This window comes from Pararhizobium sp. DWP1-1-3 (assembly GCF_049896125.1).
Lineage (GTDB): Bacteria > Pseudomonadota > Alphaproteobacteria > Rhizobiales > Rhizobiaceae > Pararhizobium.
Genome location: NZ_JAFCTR010000016.1, coordinates 62,072 through 78,924, shown reverse-complemented (window position 1 = coordinate 78,924; position 16,853 = coordinate 62,072). Strand labels below are relative to the sequence as shown.

17 protein-coding genes and 1 pseudogene are annotated in these 16,853 nt (G+C 61.8%); 9 read left to right on the top strand and 9 right to left on the bottom strand.

What is annotated here, in order from left to right:
- Window positions 1–282: 282 nt before the first annotated feature.
- The 4 genes from ACP7BS_RS24850 (at window position 283) to ACP7BS_RS24835 (ending at window position 6,648) form a co-directional block, all read left to right on the top strand.
- A complete protein-coding gene (locus ACP7BS_RS24850) occupies window positions 283–4,329 on the top strand; it encodes a peptidoglycan-binding protein (RefSeq protein WP_426240237.1) in 4,047 nt (1,348 codons plus the stop codon).
- A 301-nt stretch (window positions 4,330–4,630) separates the two neighbouring features.
- A complete protein-coding gene (locus ACP7BS_RS24845) occupies window positions 4,631–5,557 on the top strand; it encodes a sulfite exporter TauE/SafE family protein (protein ID WP_426240236.1) in 927 nt (308 codons plus the stop codon).
- A complete protein-coding gene (locus ACP7BS_RS24840; protein WP_426240235.1) occupies window positions 5,557–6,345 on the top strand; it encodes a TIGR02186 family protein in 789 nt (262 codons plus the stop codon). The genes ACP7BS_RS24845 and ACP7BS_RS24840 overlap by 1 nt, the downstream gene beginning before the upstream one ends.
- Before the next feature lie 66 nt (window positions 6,346–6,411).
- Complete coding sequence (locus ACP7BS_RS24835) at window positions 6,412–6,648, top strand: Lrp/AsnC ligand binding domain-containing protein (protein WP_037104964.1); 237 nt, start codon at window positions 6,412–6,414, stop codon at window positions 6,646–6,648.
- Here the strand turns inward: ACP7BS_RS24835 and ACP7BS_RS24830 are convergent.
- Window positions 6,645–7,876, bottom strand: a pseudogene (locus ACP7BS_RS24830) (MFS transporter). The gene ACP7BS_RS24835 and the pseudogene ACP7BS_RS24830 sit on opposite strands and share 4 nt — an antisense overlap.
- A 97-nt stretch (window positions 7,877–7,973) precedes the next feature.
- On the opposite strand from ACP7BS_RS24830, the gene ACP7BS_RS24825 reads away from it, so the two are divergent.
- From ACP7BS_RS24825 to ACP7BS_RS24815, 3 genes are all read left to right on the top strand, one after another.
- Window positions 7,974–8,414 carry a winged helix-turn-helix transcriptional regulator gene (locus ACP7BS_RS24825; RefSeq protein ID WP_426123971.1) on the top strand — a complete coding sequence of 147 codons (441 nt, stop codon included), beginning with the start codon at window positions 7,974–7,976 and terminating at the stop codon, window positions 8,412–8,414.
- 109 nt (window positions 8,415–8,523) lie between these two features.
- Entirely contained in the window at window positions 8,524–8,775 is a 252-nt protein-coding gene (locus ACP7BS_RS24820; RefSeq protein WP_426229247.1) for a type II toxin-antitoxin system Phd/YefM family antitoxin, read from the top strand.
- Entirely contained in the window at window positions 8,772–9,224 is a 453-nt protein-coding gene (locus tag ACP7BS_RS24815; RefSeq protein ID WP_426240234.1) for a type II toxin-antitoxin system VapC family toxin, read from the top strand. Before ACP7BS_RS24820 ends, ACP7BS_RS24815 begins: the two co-directional genes overlap by 4 nt.
- A gap of 34 nt (window positions 9,225–9,258) precedes the next feature.
- Here ACP7BS_RS24815 and ACP7BS_RS24810 read toward each other — a convergent pair whose 3' ends face one another.
- Together ACP7BS_RS24810 and ACP7BS_RS24805 are read right to left on the bottom strand one after the other, a co-directional pair.
- Window positions 9,259–9,570: a type II toxin-antitoxin system RelE/ParE family toxin gene (locus tag ACP7BS_RS24810; RefSeq protein ID WP_426240233.1), complete on the bottom strand. Its 312-nt coding sequence runs from the start codon at window positions 9,568–9,570 to the stop codon at window positions 9,259–9,261.
- Window positions 9,571–9,572: 2 nt separating this feature from the next.
- Window positions 9,573–9,839, bottom strand: coding sequence for a type II toxin-antitoxin system ParD family antitoxin (locus ACP7BS_RS24805; protein WP_113318498.1), 267 nt, complete (start codon window positions 9,837–9,839; stop codon window positions 9,573–9,575).
- A gap of 309 nt (window positions 9,840–10,148) precedes the next feature.
- Here ACP7BS_RS24805 and ACP7BS_RS24800 point away from each other — a divergent pair, with 309 nt between their 5' ends.
- The gene (locus ACP7BS_RS24800) at window positions 10,149–10,715 is read left to right on the top strand and encodes a dihydrofolate reductase family protein (RefSeq protein WP_426240232.1); all 567 of its coding nucleotides are present in this window, start codon (window positions 10,149–10,151) and stop codon (window positions 10,713–10,715) included.
- Here the strand turns inward: ACP7BS_RS24800 and ACP7BS_RS24795 are convergent.
- The 6 genes from ACP7BS_RS24795 to ACP7BS_RS24770 all read right to left on the bottom strand — a co-directional run bounded on the left by ACP7BS_RS24795 (window position 10,712) and on the right by ACP7BS_RS24770 (window position 16,191).
- Entirely contained in the window at window positions 10,712–10,963 is a 252-nt protein-coding gene (locus tag ACP7BS_RS24795) for a PilZ domain-containing protein (RefSeq protein WP_426240231.1), read from the bottom strand. The genes ACP7BS_RS24800 and ACP7BS_RS24795 overlap by 4 nt on opposite strands.
- Window positions 10,964–11,007: 44 nt before the next feature.
- Window positions 11,008–11,733 carry a ligase-associated DNA damage response endonuclease PdeM gene (gene pdeM / locus ACP7BS_RS24790; RefSeq protein WP_426240230.1) on the bottom strand — a complete coding sequence of 242 codons (726 nt, stop codon included), beginning with the start codon at window positions 11,731–11,733 and terminating at the stop codon, window positions 11,008–11,010.
- A 42-nt stretch (window positions 11,734–11,775) separates the two neighbouring features.
- Entirely contained in the window at window positions 11,776–14,310 is a 2,535-nt protein-coding gene (locus ACP7BS_RS24785) for a ligase-associated DNA damage response DEXH box helicase (protein ID WP_426240229.1), read from the bottom strand.
- A 94-nt stretch (window positions 14,311–14,404) separates the two neighbouring features.
- Window positions 14,405–14,863: a GGDEF domain-containing protein gene (locus tag ACP7BS_RS24780; RefSeq protein ID WP_426240270.1), complete on the bottom strand. Its 459-nt coding sequence runs from the start codon at window positions 14,861–14,863 to the stop codon at window positions 14,405–14,407.
- Between the two features lie 51 nt (window positions 14,864–14,914).
- Window positions 14,915–15,607, bottom strand: coding sequence for a hypothetical protein (locus tag ACP7BS_RS24775; protein WP_426240228.1), 693 nt, complete (start codon window positions 15,605–15,607; stop codon window positions 14,915–14,917).
- Between the two features lie 134 nt (window positions 15,608–15,741).
- Window positions 15,742–16,191 carry a VOC family protein gene (locus ACP7BS_RS24770; protein WP_426240227.1) on the bottom strand — a complete coding sequence of 150 codons (450 nt, stop codon included), beginning with the start codon at window positions 16,189–16,191 and terminating at the stop codon, window positions 15,742–15,744.
- 52 nt (window positions 16,192–16,243) lie between these two features.
- Here ACP7BS_RS24770 and ACP7BS_RS24765 point away from each other — a divergent pair, with 52 nt between their 5' ends.
- Entirely contained in the window at window positions 16,244–16,846 is a 603-nt protein-coding gene (locus ACP7BS_RS24765; RefSeq protein WP_426240226.1) for a TetR/AcrR family transcriptional regulator, read from the top strand.
- Window positions 16,847–16,853 lie beyond the last annotated feature (7 nt).

Here is a 16,853-nt window from a genome sequence, read left to right as displayed (position 1 = left end):
ATTTGATCCATCGCCGGAACCGGAGGGCCGCGTGTGCCGAAATGAATTCGGGAGGTCTCCCGATGCCAGCATGCGCGCAAATCGTTAAAAAATTTTCAGTCAGGTTAACGGCTTATTTACCACGTTTCGTGAAAGTGCGTGTTGAGATGGTCACAGCTGCATTAGTTTTGTCTTCGCGTCCTTGCAGCTCTGTCCGGATCGGTACCGGAACTCCCGGAAGGCGGGGATTTGCCTTTCTGAAGCCCGGATTCCGATCAAGGCCGATGAAAGAGGCGAAGAACGATGAACGGATCGCGATCAAACACTCCACGTCCCGGCGCCCAGTCTTATGGCGACAGGTCGTCTCTCGACGCGCTGAACCGCACGATCGAGGGCTTGGAAGCGCGCATCGAAGGTTTGATGGGAACGGCAAGGCGTGATCAGCGGGGAAGCGTCCCGGCCGAGCGCGATGTCCCGGTGGCTGTCGCCGACCCAATCACTGAAATCATGCAGCGGCAGCGGACGCTGACGGCCACGCGGGAACGCGAAGCTGTCCGGGAACGCGAAGCTGTCCGGGACCGCGACGCCGTCCGGGAACGCGACGCCGTTCGCGAACGTATCCAGCCCCGGGCTGAGCCGCGCACCTATGACGAGCGCGGCGTTCCTTCGTTCCAGTCTCCGGCATTCCAGGCACCCGTTCAGCCGCGTCGCGAGATGCCGGTGGCACCGCCGCTGAGCGAACAGCTGCGCAGCGAAACCTATCGCAGCGAGCCGTTCCGCCGCGAGCCGATCCGCCCAGAAATCACGCGCCCAGAAATCACGCGCCCAGAAAACCTGCGCCCAGAAAACCTGCGCCAGGAAACCATCCGCCATCAGCCGGCCCAGCGACCGGAGCCCGTTCGCAGCGAGCCGCTGCGCTCGGAGCAATACCGCAGCGAAGCGCAACGCCAGGATCCGGCCATGGCCGAGATTGCCCAGGCGCTGGTCGGCCTGCGTCAGGAATTGAAGAAGGACATTGCCGACGGACTGTCGCGCGAGATGACGACGCTGCGCGCCGAAATCCGCGGCATCACCGCCGATGCGGCCCAGGACCTGACGATGGCGGAAGATATCCGCAGCGATCTGCAGCGTCTGTCCGACAGCATCAATCAGCTCGGCCGGCAGGCATCGCCGTCGCAGGCCGATGCGCTCAAGGTCGAGTTCGACGAACTGCGCGTCATGATCGATGGCCTTGCCCGCGAGGATAGCGTGCACCGTATGGAAGCGCGCTGGACCGGTGTCGAAGACCGGATGAATGCCTTCGATGCCAACCGCGACGACGAACTGGTGGCGCTTGCCTACCGGCTTGATGAGATCAAGTCGCAGATCGGCTCGATGAACAGCGGCCCGGCCATTCACGCGCTGGAAGACAAGCTGGTTTCCGTCGCCCAGGCGATCGAAATGATCGGCCGCCATATGCATCCGGACGATCGCCAGATGACATCGCAGTTTGCCGACCTGGACGCGCGTCTCGACGAGATCAGCCGCGCCATCGTTGCCAGCGGCCGTGCTTCCGTTCCAGACAGCGCCGGCGCGACCCGCGTCGAAGGCCGCCTTGCCGACCTTTCCCGCCAGATCGACGGCCTGCAGCGGCCTGCCGACAATGGCGTCGGTTCCCGCATCGAGGCTCTGACGGCCCGTGTCGAGGAATTGGCCAACGAAGAGGCCGCCGTCCGCCTTGAAGAGCGTCTCGAGCAGTTGTCGCAGATGCTCGAACGGTCGCAGAAGGTGTCCTCCCAGCCGGACCTGACCGGATATCTCTCCGATATTTCCCGCAAGATCGACGCGCTTGATCAGGGTTCGGTCAACGACGCGCTCGCCGAGCGTCTCGATGATCTCGCCCGCCGGATCGACCAGCTGGATATGCCGGCCACCTCCCATTCCGGCGATGCGCGTTTCGACCGGCTCGAAGGCCAGCTTTCCGATATTGCCATCCGTCTCGAGGAAACCCACGCAGCGCCCTATGATGATAGCGAGATCCTGCGCAGCCTGCAGGACCAGATCGCCAACCTGTCGAGCCTTGTCAGCCAGCCACGCGAAATGGCCGCGGTCCCCGTCGAGTTCGAAGGCCGGATGAGCGCGCTTGAGGATTATCTGGCGACCAGCGACGAATATATCATCGAGGCAGCCCGCCAGGCGGCCGAGGCGGTGATGGAAGCCTATTCGAAGAACGGCATGGGCCATTCCGCCTCGGGCGGTTCGGATATGGCGGCGATCTCGGCGCTTGCCGACGATCTCAAGGTTCTGGAGGACATGAGCCGCTCGAGCGAGGAGCGCACGGCGCGCACGTTCGAAGCGCTGCACGAAACGCTCGTTCATATCGCCGAAAAGCTGGAGAGGCTGGAAGAGCGCGGTCAGGAACAGGATGCGCCCCGCGCCTTCGGCTCACGCGGCCTCAACAGCCAGCCGCCAATGCCCCACGCCACCCAACCGGTTTTCGAGACGCAGGACGATCCCTTCGCCGAAGCTGATTTTGGACGCCGCTACGAAGAGCTGAAGCGCGACATGCACGGGATCGCCGACGAGGCCGAGCCTGCCAGCCCTTCGCGCGAAGAGGTCGCGGAAGCCGTTGCCGAGCAGGCGGCCGTGCACCAGAGCGATGTAAAGACAGCGCCGGTGCCCGCCGCCAAGCCCAGCCTGCTTGCAGGGCTCACCAAGCGGTTTACCAGCAAGCGCACGGAGCCGGTTCGCGCCGTCGAGCGCCAGGTCATCGACCCGACGCCGTCGATCGATGCGGCCGATGCCATCGAGCCGGATATGGCCAACCAGCTGCTGGAGCCCGGCTCCGGCGTTCCCGATGTGAAGAAGATTCTCGAACGGGTTCGTGCCGGCCAGACCGGCCGCACCGCGCCGCCGAGCGAATCGGACAAGGCTGACTTCATCGCCGCCGCCCGCCGCGCCGCCCAGCAGGCGGCCGAAGAAGTCGATACGATGAACCGTGGCAAGAGCGGCGCCAGCGCCTCGCCGATCGGCGTCTTTTCCCGTCATCGCCGTCCTATCCTCATGGCGGTCGGTGCCGTGCTTCTGGCGATCATGTCCTATCCGCTGGTCAACACGCTGATCCGCGGCGAACAGGCGCCCGTCGAGGCGCCGGTGGCTGCGATCGAACAGCCGGTGACACATGAAGTGCCGGCCGCTGCAGAAACACCGGCAACGGAAAATGTAGCCCCTGCGACGGAGGCTGCCGATAACGACGTCGACCCGCTGACCTCGTTGCAGCCGCAGGCCGAAGACCAGACAACCGGACAGCCGGAAACCCCGCTGTCGGAAACCGTTCAACCGGACGCAAAACTGCCGGACGCCGCCGCGCAGCCCATGCCGGAAACCGGAGCGGTCGGCAGCCGGATGCTGTCGCCGGTCATCGAAGGTTCCGCACCGGAAACGGCAACGGGTCTGAATGCGGCAAAGGACGAGGTCAGCACTGCAGCGGCACAGCCTGCTGCGGGCGAAGCCGCACTGACCGTTCCCGCCGACATCAAGCCCGACGCGCTGGCCGAAGCCGCGAGGAAGGGTGATCCCCTCGCCATGTTCGAAATCGGTGCCGTCTATACCGAAGGCCGTGGCATCAAGGCCGATCTCGTCCAGGCGGCGAAATGGTATCAGCGCGCTGCCGACGCCGGCGTCATTCCGGCCGAATACCGTCTCGCCAGCCTTTATGAAAAAGGCACCGGCGTCAGCCGCGACCTGGTCAAGGCGCGCACGCTCTACCAGCAGGCCGCCGAAAAAGGCAATGCCAGCGCCATGCACAATCTCGCCGTCATGCTGGCAAGCGGCGGCAGTGCCGCTCCCGATTTCGCCGGCGCCGGCAAGTGGTTTGCCATGGCCGCCGATCGCGGCATCCGCGACAGCCAGTTCAACCTCGCCATCCTCTATGCTCGCGGCAACGGGGTAAGCCAGGATCTGGAAGAATCCTACAAGTGGTTTTCGATCGCTGCCCGAGACGGCGACGCCGATGCCGGCCAGAAGCGCGATGAAGTCGGCAAGGCCCTGAAGCCCGACCAGCTGAAAAGCGCCAAGGCGAAATTCGATGCCTGGACGCTGACGCCGCTGGACGCCAAGGCCAATTCGGTCGATGTGCCGGATACCTGGGTCGGCAAGGGCACGAAGACCGCATCGGTCGACATGAAGAAGGCGCTGCGCAACATTCAGGCGATCCTCAACAATAACGGCTTCGACGCCGGCAAGCCGGATGGCGAGATGGGCCAGAAGACCGTCGCCGCGATCAAGGCCTTCCAGAAGTCGATCGACCAGGAGCCGACCGGGCAGATCACCGATGCGCTCGTCAAGGAACTTCTGAAGCGGAACGGCTGAGGCTTTCTGTGGCCATTCGGGCACAGGCCGGCGATTTGACTAGCCATGCCCGGGAACGGCATCCGCGGCCGCAATAATGCCGCAGACCGGCCGGACAAACAAACGGGTTTCTGGTTAGGGTAAAGCCTGCAAAAGATTGACAGGCCTGACCCCGGGGCGCATGACGGAACGACGTTGAATTCGCGATTTTAACAATTGGTTTTCAAGACTGTTTCATTCCTTATCTCCCGTGGTGAATCACTTGCCACTTTGATGTTTTCCGCCCGCCTTGCGGGCTATTGGCATATTTAGAGGTCTGGCCGTGACGGTGTATCTGCCCATTGCAGAGTTGTCGGTGAACATTTTCATCATCCTCGGAATGGGCGCAGCCGTCGGCTTTTTGTCCGGCATGTTCGGTGTCGGCGGCGGCTTCCTGATCACGCCGCTGTTGATCTTCTACAATATCCCGCCCGTCGTTGCCGTCGCCACCGGTGCAAACCAGGTTGTCGCGTCCTCGATCTCCGGGGCCATCACCCATTTCCGGCGCGGCACGATCGATATCAAACTGGGAACCGTGCTGCTCTGCGGCGGTCTGGCGGGGGCGACGGTCGGTCTCTGGCTCTTTTCGCTGCTGCGCCGCATCGGCCAGCTCGATCTGGTGATTTCGCTCGCCTATGTGCTTTTGCTCGGCACCGTCGGCTCCCTGATGCTGTGGGAGAGCATCAACGCTCTGCGCCGTGCCGCCAGGAACGAGACCGTCACGCTGAAGCGGCCGGGTCACCACAACTGGGTGCACCGCCTGCCGCTGAAGATGCGGTTCAAGAAATCCAAGATCTATCTCAGCGTCATTCCGATCGCCTTGCTGGGCTTCTGCATCGGCATCCTGACATCGGTGATGGGCGTCGGCGGCGGCTTCATCATGGTGCCGGCGATGATCTATCTCCTGCGCATCCCGACCAATGTCGTCGTTGGTACGTCGCTGTTCCAGATCATCTTCGTGTCGGCCTATACCGTCATCGTCCAGGCGTCGGCCAACTACACCGTCGATATCGTGCTGGCCTTCGTGCTGATGATTGCCGGCGTCATCGGCGCGCAATATGGCGTGCGGGTGGGGCAGAGGCTGCGCGGCGAGCAGTTGCGGGCGCTTCTGGCGCTTCTGGTTCTGGCCGTCGGCATCCGTCTTGCCATCGAGCTGGTGATCCCGCCAAAGGAAGTCTATTCGATCGTCTCTGCGGGGATCGGTTTCTGATGCGGATCGTCTCGCGCTTCCTCTTTGCCGGTCTCCTGTTTTGTGCGCCGCTTGCCGCACGGGCCGAACCGGTCGATTTCACCGAGAAGCTGGATATCGGCATCTCCACCGACGAGATCGCCATCACGTCGGATTTCCGCGGCGCCGATCTGACGATCTTCGGCGCCATTGACGGTGCCGATCCGGGGCTTCTGGCGCAGGGCAAATACAATATCGTCGTGGCTCTGGAGGGGCCGAAGGAAAACACCACGGTACGGCGCAAGGAGCGTGTCTTCGGCATCTGGATCAACACCAGATCCATGACCTTTGAAAAGGTGCCGGAATCCTATTCCCTGTCGAGCACGCGCGATATCGAGACGATCGCGGCGCCCGGGAACATGAACAATATGGGCATCGGCGTCGATCACATGCCGTTGACGCCGATCGGCTTTATCGGCGATGGCAGCAACCTCACCGAATTCCGCGATGCGTTCCGGCGGCTACGGGAAACCACCGGCGTCTATCAGCGCGATCCCGGCGGCGTGCAGTTCATCAGTTCCAGCCTGTTCAAGGCCTCGTTGCGCCTGCCGGCCGACGTGCCGAACGGATCGCATATCGTCCGCGCCTATCTGTTCCGTGACGGCCTTTTCGTTGCCGCCAAGGCGCTGGAACTGCGTGTCGTCAAGACCGGCCTGGAGCAGGCGATCACCACGGCAGCACATCAACAGCCGTTCCTCTACGGTCTGGTGGCCGTGCTTTTGGCCGTCGTCACCGGTTGGCTGGCCAGCATCGTCTTCCGCAGGGACTAACCGGATGCGGCTTTGCCTCGTCGTGAAAACAGGCTATTTGCGATCGAAACATCAGGAGACTGAGCCATGAAGCCGATTTTCGTCCAGCTGCAATGCGCCCCCGGCAAGACCTACGAAGTCGCCGACGTGATCTACAAGAAGGAGATCGTCTCGGAGATGTATTCGACCAGCGGCGACTACGATCTTCTGATCAAGGTCTATGTCGATGAAGAGCAGGACATCGGCAAGTTCATCAACGACAACATCGCCACCGTGCCGGGCATCAACCGGTCGCTGACGACGCTGACGTTCAACGCGTTCTAGCCCGCCGGGCACTGTTCCAACGGCCGGTTTTCCCGGCGCGGCAGCGTGGCGGCCCAGTAGATGAAGGCGGCGAGGCTGACGGCACTGCCCAGAAGACAGACGCCGGCCCAGCCCGCATGGGCAAAGATGGCCGTCGATGCGATGGCGCCGCTGGCGCTGCCTGCCGAGTAGAACACCATGTAGCCGCCGATGATCCGGCTTTTGGCTTCAGGCCGAATGGCCAGGATCGCACTCTGATTGGTGACGTGGACGGCCTGGATCGCCAGGTCCAGAAGCACGGTGCCGGCGATCAGGGCTGGTATCGACGTGTGAAGCATGGCGATCAGTGCCCAGGAGGCGAGAAGCAGGCCGAGCGCAATCCTGTCGTCCAGTTGCCCAGGCCACGATCAGCCAATCGTCCGGCACCTCCAGCGGCAAGCGCACCGGCGACGCCTGCAAGTCCGAACAGTCCGATGGCCGTGTGCGACATCGCATGCGGTTCGACACTGAGCGGCAGTGCCAGCGATGTCCAGAAAATACTGAAAACGGCAAAGATCAGGAATGCCATGCCGGCCTTTCTGCGCAGCACCGGCTCTTCGATGAACAGCACGGGGATGGAGCGCAGCAGGCTCCAATAGGAGGGCGTCGGCTGGCTTTCGCGATGATCCGGCAGAATGCGGTGGAGCGCGATCGCCATCAGCAGCGTCAGCACTGCCGAGGTCAGATAGACCGACCGCCACCCGCCCACGTCCGACAGCAGACCCGCTATGAAGCGGGCACAGAGGATGCCGATGACCACGCCGCTGGTGACGATGCCGACGGTCCTGCCGCGCGCTGCCGGGGCAGCGAGAACGGCGGCAAAGGCGATCAGCGTCTGAACCAGCACGGACAATAGTCCGACGGCGGCCATGGCCGCCATGAACAGGCCGCCGGTCGGTGCCAGAGCGGCGGCCGCCAGTGCCAAGCAGAGCAGGAGCGATTGCACCGCGATCAGCCGGCGCCGGTCGAGAATGTCTTCAAGCGGCGTGATGAAGATCAGCCCGAGCCCATAGCCGATCTGCGTCACCGTCACGACGATGCCGATGGAGGCCGGGCTGATGCCGAAATCCCCGGCCATCGCCCCGAGCAAGGGCTGGGCGTAATAAACGTTCGCCACGCTCAGGCCGCCCGCCACGGCAAACATCATGGCCATTGCGCCGGAAATCCCGGCCGGGTCATGTCTCGCCGTATCTGTCATTGCACCGCGCATCAATTCTCCTTTCAATTTGGTCTTATAATAAGACCAGTTGCGCCGATGCGAGTCTAGTCCTATTTTAAGACCAGACAGCGAATGCGGAGGGACGATTTTGAAACGCACAAGCCTGACGCAGGCAGAATGTCCGGTTGCCCGCTCGCTGGATGCGATCGGCGACTGGTGGTCGCTGCTGATCGTTCGCGACGCATTCGACGGCATCAGCCGTTTCGGCGAATTCCGCCGCAGCCTCGGCATCGCCAAGGGAATGCTGACGGCGCGGCTGCGCGATCTGGTCGATTGCGGCGTCCTGGAAACGGCACCGGCATCGGATGGCAGCGCCTATCAGGACTATCTGCTGACGGAAAAGGGACGCGCGCTCTTCCCCGTCGTTGTCGCCCTGCGGCAATGGGGCCAGGAGCATCTTTACGCGCCCGGCGAACAGCATTCCGTGCTGGTGGACGTGGCCACCGGGAGCCCGGTGGAGAAACTCGAATTACGCTCGGCCGATGGCAAGCCGCTGGGGTGGAGCGATACGAGGGTTAGGAAGGTTTAGCGGCGGATACTCAGCTGGATTGCCCCGTTTGCCGAGGGGTATTCCGTAGTCTTGATTTCTCGGACTTTTGCGCTCAATGTAGTCACAAATGACCACAAGGAGTGAATGAATGTCGACGGTCAGTCTGCGGGATGCGAAAGCTGGATTTTCGAACCTTGTCGACGAGGCGATCAAAGGCGAGTTCGTGACGATCACGCGCCACGGGAAACCGGTTGCAGCACTTGTCAGTATCGAGGCTGCTGAAGCAGCCAGAAAAGCTATGAACAAGGCGCGGCCGAATTTCGGCGAGTATCTCATGACCTTTCCCGGCGGCGTGGAGCTTGAACGCAGTCCGTCGAAAATGAGAGATATCGATCCGTGAGCGGTTATCTGCTTGACACGAATGTCATCTCGAAATTTGCACCTGACAAACCGGCGCCCTCGGTCGCCTTGATCGCGTGGATGCGTGAGCAAGGCGCGGAAGGCAGACTATTCCTGTCCGCCATGACGATTGCGGAAATTGAAAAGGGGATCAGAAACCTTGAACGGCGCGGCGCCAGCGAAAAGTCGGCGCGGCTTCGGCAGTGGCTGGAGGGGATTGTCTCATCATTCGATGACTGCATCCTGCCGATGGATATTGCAGTTGCAAGGGTCGCCGGAGCAATCGAAGATGAGGCGGACGGACGAGGCCGGCATCCCGGGCTTGGCGATGTCATTATCGCCGCCACGGCAAAGCTACATGGTTTGACGGTCGTCACCGAGAATGTACGGCACTTCGAGCCACTCGATGTGATGGTTGAGCTTCCGGACAATCTGAGTTTCGTAGAATAAGTGGTATAAACTGCTTTAAATCAAAGCCGTGCGTCTAACGCCGCTCGTCGAACATCTCGGCGGTGAAATTCCGGCCGCCGTAGAAAATGCCGAGAATGATGACGGTGTCGGTCTCGACCGCAAATGCGATGCTGACACTGCGCCGATATCCGATGATGCGTAAGCCCGGCATCAGTTCGACACGCTCCGTGCCGCGCTCCGGGAAATCCGACAATTGTGTGCAGAATGTGCGGATGCCCGACACGAAGTTCCAAGCAGTTGTTGGGCCGGCACTTTCTGCAATTGTATCGTAGAGCGCATTCAGCTCTTCCTCCGCCTTCTGATGGAGAAGAACTTTGTAGCGCATGGTCATTTTGACTTGGCAAGCCGAGCTTGATGCCGCCCTTCCAATCTGGAAAAGGCGTCTTCGAGCGAAATGGCTGTCTGCGGGTTTTGGCGGATATCCTCCAGGCGCGACGGGATTTCGTCGCGCAGCCAGCGCTCGCGTGCCGCCTCGAAATCTTCAAGCATCCGCAACCCCGCCCGCACGACTTCGCTGGCATTGTTATAGCGGCCGGATTCAAGTTGTGCCTGGATGAAGCGTTCATAATGCTCGTTCAATGCGAAACTCGCCATCGCTCGTCCTCATGAAAGTGATAATTATTGACAATAATTATCATAATGAGCGCGATGGTAAAAGAGTCAGCGTTCACTCCAGCAGATCGGCAAGCCGAATAAATCCGGTCCACCCCAGCGCGACAAGGTGATCAAAGAGGCCGCGCATGATCAGTCGACGGCAGGCCGCTTGGATGGAGCGATACCCGGGTCGAGAAACCGCAACCGTCTTTCAGGCGCCTTCACGATAACCGATTGCATTTTGCAATCTGTTTGATTAACATCAGGCCGCTTGTGAATTCCAATCTGTTTTGATCGAAGGAGCTTGATATGGGCAAGGTCATCGTCTGGAATCTCGTCACCCTCGACGGCTATTTCGAGGGGGTGAAGAAATGGGATCTCGATTTCCACAGGCAGGCCTGGGGGCCGGAACTGGACGCGTTGAGCAAGGAATTCGGCAAGAAGGCCGAAGCGCTCGTCTTTGGCCGGGTCACCTATGAGGGCATGAAGGCCTATTGGGCGACTGCGGACGACGACACCGAAGTCAAGGCCTACATGAACGCGCTTCCGAAGATCGTCGCCTCGCATACGCTGGAAAAATCGGACTGGAACAACACCCGCGTCGTCAAGAACATCGCGGCCGAGCTTGCGCAACTGAAGCAGGCCACCGACAAGACCATCTACATTTTCGGCAGCGCCGACCTCGTCGCCTCGCTGTTGCAGGGCGATGTGATCGACGAGATCATGCTTTGCGTCGTGCCGGTCCTGCTCGGGCAGGGGACGCCGCTGTTCAAGCCTGCAGACCGGCGCATGCCGCTCAAGCTGCTGGAATCCCGGCCGCTGGAATCCGGCGGAATTATCCTGCGATATGGGGCGGAGAAAGATGAGGCGCGCTAGATGGCAGCGTCGAAACTGACACCCATCTCATTGAGCTTGCGCCATCTGACAGTGCAGTTGTAATTCCTGTCGTCTGCGCACATCAAAAGAAATTCATCGGGGAGCCCGAGGGCATTCTCGACAAGAAGCTTGGCGCCGCTTGCCGAGAGGTTGCGGATCGTGCAGTCGATCGACGAAGATCCGTGATTGAACACGATACGGCCGCTCTTGAGAGCCCGTGTCCTCGGTGAAACGCGTTTCTCCGTCATGCTCAGGCTCTCCGCTACGGTCTTCGCTCCCGGTATTCCTGCGCTCATCCCAGCAAATTGGCAAAGCGTACCGAATAGATCCGGTCCCGCCCCAGCATATGGGCGATGAGGCTCTGGTGGTCGAACAGGCCGCGCATGGCCTGGTGGCGCAAGTCGAGGCCGCCGGTGGTGACGCCGAAGGCGGGCATGATCAGGCGGCGGCCGTCGGTGGCGAAGCAGGCGCGGCGCATGTATTTTTCACGGCGGCGGACGGTGGCGGACGGATGGAGATGGCCGGCGATCTCGCCTGCGGTGGCGTTGAGCCCCGGTTCGTGGCGGAAGATCAATCCGCAATGGATGAGTTCGTCCATCGATGCACCGGGCAGGGCAGTGGTGCCGTCGGGATCGTGGTTGCCGTTGATCCAGATCCATTCGCGGCCGCGCGCCATGGTTTCGATCATGCCGCGAAACAGCCCGGGCATCAGCGCCGAGCCGACCCGGTCGTGAAAATTATCGCCGAGGCTGATGACGGTCTTCGGATTGTGGCGGGAGATCACCGCATCCAGAATGCGCAGTGTCGCCAGCGTATCATAGGGCGGCAGCATCATGCCGCGGCGGGCAAAGGCCGAGCCTTTTTCCAGGTGCAGATCGGAAACGACGAGTGTGCCGAGATCGGGCAGATAGAGACCGCCGAGCGGATCGCAGATGCCGATGACGCCATTGACGACGATACGGGCCGATTGCGCCGGATTGTCCGGGAGGGCGGAGATGGCATGGGCGATGCGGTGCATAGGATTTCCGGCGCGGCGTTGTGTTCAGTCTCTGACCAAGGTTTATGGCGATGCCGTGGCCAGCACGTCCGCAAACAGTTCGTCGGCGGCTTCGGCGAGCAGAAAGTCCTGCGCGTCGCCATTGACCGATTCCCGGCCGATTTCGAGCATGACCGGCACGGCCAGCGGCGAAATACGGCCGAGCGGCCGATGGGTGATATGCCCCTTGATTCGCGACAGCATATCGCCAAGCCGCTCGATTTCCAAAAGTCCGGTGGATGCATCGTTGCGGGTGGCCTCAAGCAGGATGTGATCCGGCTCATGGCTGCGCAGGACGTCATAGATGAGATCGGCGGAAACCGTCACCTGCCGTCCGCTCTTTTCCTTGCCGGGATGGCGCTGGTCGATCAGTCCGGCGATGACGGCGCAGTTGCGAAAAGTGCGTTTGAGCAGAAAACTTTCGTTCAGCCAGGCTTCGAGATCATCGCCCAGCATGTCCTCGTCGAACAGGTCGGCAAGCCACGGCCGGCCGGACGTGAAGGCGTCGCTCAGATCCTCAAGGCCCCAGACGGCCAGCGAATAATCGGTGGCAACGAAGCCAAGCGGCTTCAATCCGGCGCGGTCGAGCCGCCGCGTCAAAAGCATGCCCAGCGTCTGATGGGCCAGCCTGCCCTCGAAGGCGTAGATCACCATGTAATGGCGGCTGCCGCGGGGGAAGGTTTCGATCAGAAGCTCGTCTTCCTTCGGCAGCATCGAGAGGTCTTTTTGCAGGGAAAGCCAGTCGCGCACCTGATCGGGCAGCGTCGCGTGCCGGCTGGGATCGGCAAGCATCTTGCGGACCTGCTGGGCAAGATAGGTCGACAGCGGAAACTTGCCGCCATTGTAGGAGGGTACCTTCGGGTCGAGCTTGAAGCCCTGGCTGACCAGGCATTCGTTTTCGCGGATACCCTCAAAGCGCAGCACCTTGCCGGAAAACAGGAACGTATCGCCCGGCGACAGCATTTCGACGAAATTTTCCTCCATCTTGCCGAGCGGCATGCCGCCACGACCGAGAGCGCCACGGGCATTGTGCTTGACCATCCGCACGTTGAGCATCGGCGATTCGATGATGGTGCCGACATTAAGGCGGTATTGCTGCGCAATCATCGGATTGGACACGCGCCAAAAACCTTCGGGCGTCTTGCGGATCTTTGCGTAGCGTTCGTAGGCGCGCAGCGCATAACCGCCGGTGGCGACGAAATCGACGATGCGCTCGAAGGTTTCCCAGGTCAGATACGCATAGGGTGCTGCACTGGTGATCTCGGCATAGAGCGCCAGCGGGTCGAAGGGCGCAGCGCAGGCCATGCCGAGTACATGCTGGGCAAGCACATCGAGCGCGCCCTTGCCGACCGCGGGCGTGTCCTGCGCGCCGATATAGTTGGCGTCGAGGGCGGCCTGGCATTCCATCACCTCGAAGCGGTTGGCCGGCACCAGGATGGCGCGGCTCGGTTCGTCCATGCGGTGATTGGCGCGGCCGATGCGCTGGGCAAGGCGTGATGCCCCTTTCGGGGCGCCGACATGGATGACCATGTCGACGTCGCCCCAGTCGATGCCGAGATCGAGCGTCGAGGTGGCGACGACGGCGCGCAGACGGTTTTCGGACATGGCCGCCTCGACCTTGCGCCGTTGGCCGACATCGAGCGAGCCGTGATGCAGCGCAATCGGCAGGTTGTCGTCGTTGATGGTCCAGAGATCCTGGAAGACCCGCTCGGCCTGGCTGCGGGTGTTGACGAACAAAAGCGTGGTCTTGGTTTCGCCGATCGCCTTGTAGATATCGCCGATGGCGTAGACTGCGGAATGCCCGGCCCAGGGCACGCGCTCCTCGGTGGACAGGATGGATATTTCCGGCCGGGCGCCGCCGGTGACGGTGATCAGCCCGGCATGATTGTTTTCACCCTCTCTCTGCGGCGCCAGCCAGCGCTGCAGGTCCATCGGATCGGCGACGGTGGCCGACAGGCCGATTGCCTGCATTGTCGGCGCCAGCTGGCGCAGGCGGGCAAGGCCGAGCGAGAGAAGATGGCCGCGCTTGGACGTGACCAGCGAGTGCAACTCGTCGAGCACCACATATTTCAGGTCTTTGAAGAAGCGCTCGGCCTCGCCATTGGCGAGCAGCAGCGCCACCTGTTCCGGCGTGGTCAGAAGAATATCCGGCGGATTGAGCTTCTGGCGCTGACGCTTGGCGGCGGGGGTATCGCCGGTGCGGTTTTCGATGCGGATCGGCAGGCCCATGCCGCCAACCGGCTTCATCAGGTTGCGTTCGATATCGACGGCGAGTGCCTTGAGCGGTGAGATGTAGAGCGTGTGGATGCCGGTGAAGGCCGAGCCCGGCGGGATTTTTCCGCGCTCGGTGAGCGATACCAGCGAAGGCAGGAACCCGGCCAGCGTCTTGCCGGCGCCGGTCGGGGCGATCAGAAGCATGCTTTCGCCGCCCTGGACGCGGGAGAGAAGCTCCAGCTGATGCGCACGCGGCTGCCAGCCCTTTTCTTCGAACCAGCGCAGGAAGGGCGGCGGCAGGAGAATTTGCGTCTTGGCGCGCGGGATGGAATCGATCTGGTTCACATCGGTGAATGTAGTGCAATCGCGGGGGAAAAGAAGCGGGGCAAGACATGCAGTTTGGCTGGTCGCCGGCGGAACCGTATGAAGGGAAGTCCGGTTACGCTGCCTGCCCGGCCTTCGTCGTCTGTGCCGGACGTGTGTTTTGCCGGGGGTCGGAGGCGAGCACGGATGGCGCATCGGCCCGATAAGCCTCGATGCGGTTCCTGCCGCGGCTCTTGGCCCCATACAGCGCCGTGTCGGCGCGGCTCATAAGCTCGTGCAGCGGCAGGCCGGCGCAGGCCACAGCCGTACCGGCGCTGATCGTGACCGGGATATCGGTCTCGCCCACTTTGACTTTCAGCGACTGGACGGCGTTGCGCAGTCTTTCGGCAACGTCCTGCGGATCGAGATTGGATGAAGCGGGCAGATAGAGACCGAACTCCTCACCGCCAAGGCGGGCGAAGATTTCACCGTGGCGCAGGTTCAGCGCCATTTCCCTGGCGGCGGAGGCAAGCACGATATCGCCTGCGGCATGGCCAAACGTGTCGTTGACGCGCTTGAAGTGATCGATGTCGATGATGATGAAAGCGTCGCCTGCAAGCGGTGCGGCGGGTAGCGTCAGGAAGAACTAGCGGCGATTGCGGATCTGCGTCAGCGTATCGGTGTCGAGCAGCGTCGTCAGCATGGCTTCCACTCGTTCCTTGACGAAAACCAGCGAAAACAGAGCTATGGCGAAATGGCAAAGGATGAGCAGGAAGAAGGCGTCGCGCGGATGAAGGGGTGCTGTATCCGGCGCGATCAACCCAGCAACCACGAACACCGACAGGATGACCGCCACGGCAATCGCTGCCGCCAGCGCATATCTGGCCGACAGTTTTTCATGCCGGTCGTCCAGCATAAGCGTCACGGCCGAGGCACCCAGGAACAGGATCGAGCTGCCTTGAAAGATGCTCGTACGCCAAATGCTGTCGCGGTGAAATCCGGTGAGGAGCGCTGTCACGATAAGGCCTGCGGGAATTGCCAGCGCAAACCAGTCCCGTGAGCGCCGATTGTTGTTACCGCTAAGCCTCCTCATTCCAATCCAGAAGACGGCATAGCCAAGGGTGCCGAGCGAAAAGCTCGACAATGCCCACACGGAAAGCTGCAAAGCATGCTTTTCACCGAGGCCTGCAAATGTCGAGGCAACGGCCTGGAGGGTAAAGGCGGCGGCGAGGATGCCGAGCCCGTGACTGCTCGGCGATTGCCAGCGAACATACAGGAAGCAGAGCGCACCAATGAAAAATGACGACTTGTGGAGGAGCAGTACAGTCGCGAGGTCCAAGGCTGGTGTCATCCGCAGGTTATGGGCATATGAGGTGCCGTATAACAGGCATCGATTACCGAATTCTGAAATAGACCCGCAATGCCTCGAAAGGACTGTGCGCGCCGCTTTCATCGCCGCCGTGGCTGCAGAGCTTATGCGGACGCGCCTGCGTTCCAGCGCTTCTGCATTTCCTCCGGCGTCACCTGTTCGATGGTCTGCGACAGCATCCAGCGATGGCCATAGGGGTCGAGAACCTGCGCCACGCGCTCGCCAAAGCTCTGGTCTGCGGCCGGGCGTAACAGCGTCGCTCCGGCGGAAACCGCCTGCGCCACGGCGGCATCGGTCGATACCGTGTCGATATGGAAGGTGACGGGCGAGCCGCCGATCGTGTCGGGCGACAGGGCGCCGAAGTCGGGATATTCATCGGCGAGCATCATCAGCGTCTCGCCGAACCGCAGTTCGGCATGGCCGATGCGGCCGTCCGACGGGTCGGTCATGCGGAAGATCTCTTCGGCACCAAAAGCGCGGCTGTAGAACTCGATGGCCTGGGCTGCATTCTTGACGACGAAATAGGCGCTGACTTTGCGGGCAATACTGGTCATCGGACGCTCCTCCTTGACGGGTGTGTATATTAACGTTACGTATCGTAATGATATGAGTCAAGACCCAAATACACAACCGAAGAAACGCGGACGCCCGCCGAGTGAGGCCGCACAAAGGCGGGCGCTTGAGGCTGCCCATGACATCCTGATGGCGGACGGCTTTGGTCGCCTGACCATCGAGGCGGTGGCGGCGCGCTCAGGCGTCGGCAAGCCGACGATCTATCGCTCCTGGGCGAATGCGCAGGAACTGGCGATGGCTGCATTGCTGGTCAGTCCTTTGCCGCAAGCGGAAGCAAAGGGGGCGACGGCGGACGTCGCGCTCGGTGCGCAGATGCGCGGTCTTGTGACGGCATTCGCCACCACGCGCGGCCGGCAGATCACCATGGCACTGGCGGCGGCAGATCCGGAAAGCGAATTCACCAAGGCATTCCGCAATCAGGTAATCCTGTCGAGCCGCAATGCCGGACGCGTCATTCTCGAGCAGGCGCTGGCCCGGGGCGAGATCGCGCCGCCGATCGATCTGGAGGCCTTGCTCGACATGATCTACGGGCCGGTGTTCTTCCGGCTTCTGGTCGGGCATCGTCCGGTCTCGATAGAATTCGGCGATGCGGTGGTGGCGACCGCCCTGCGTGCCGTTACGCCTTCAGGGGCGTAGCTGCCAG

Bases quoted from the DNA above. Each gene is read 5' to 3' on its own strand.
- ACP7BS_RS24850 (WP_426240237.1), top strand. From the start codon at position 283: ATGAACGGATCGCGATCAAACACTCCACGTCCCGGCGCCCAGTCTTAT.
- ACP7BS_RS24840 (WP_426240235.1), top strand. From the start codon at position 5,557: ATGCGGATCGTCTCGCGCTTCCTCTTTGCCGGTCTCCTGTTTTGTGCG.
- ACP7BS_RS24835 (WP_037104964.1), top strand. From the start codon at position 6,412: ATGAAGCCGATTTTCGTCCAGCTGCAATGCGCCCCCGGCAAGACCTAC.
- ACP7BS_RS24820 (WP_426229247.1), top strand. From the start codon at position 8,524: ATGTCGACGGTCAGTCTGCGGGATGCGAAAGCTGGATTTTCGAACCTT.
- ACP7BS_RS24810 (WP_426240233.1), bottom strand. From the start codon at position 9,570: ATGCGCTACAAAGTTCTTCTCCATCAGAAGGCGGAGGAAGAGCTGAAT.
- ACP7BS_RS24805 (WP_113318498.1), bottom strand. From the start codon at position 9,839: ATGGCGAGTTTCGCATTGAACGAGCATTATGAACGCTTCATCCAGGCA.
- ACP7BS_RS24800 (WP_426240232.1), top strand. From the start codon at position 10,149: ATGGGCAAGGTCATCGTCTGGAATCTCGTCACCCTCGACGGCTATTTC.
- ACP7BS_RS24795 (WP_426240231.1), bottom strand. From the start codon at position 10,963: ATGACGGAGAAACGCGTTTCACCGAGGACACGGGCTCTCAAGAGCGGC.
- pdeM (WP_426240230.1), bottom strand. From the start codon at position 11,733: ATGCACCGCATCGCCCATGCCATCTCCGCCCTCCCGGACAATCCGGCG.
- ACP7BS_RS24770 (WP_426240227.1), bottom strand. From the start codon at position 16,191: ATGACCAGTATTGCCCGCAAAGTCAGCGCCTATTTCGTCGTCAAGAAT.
- ACP7BS_RS24765 (WP_426240226.1), top strand. From the start codon at position 16,244: ATGAGTCAAGACCCAAATACACAACCGAAGAAACGCGGACGCCCGCCG.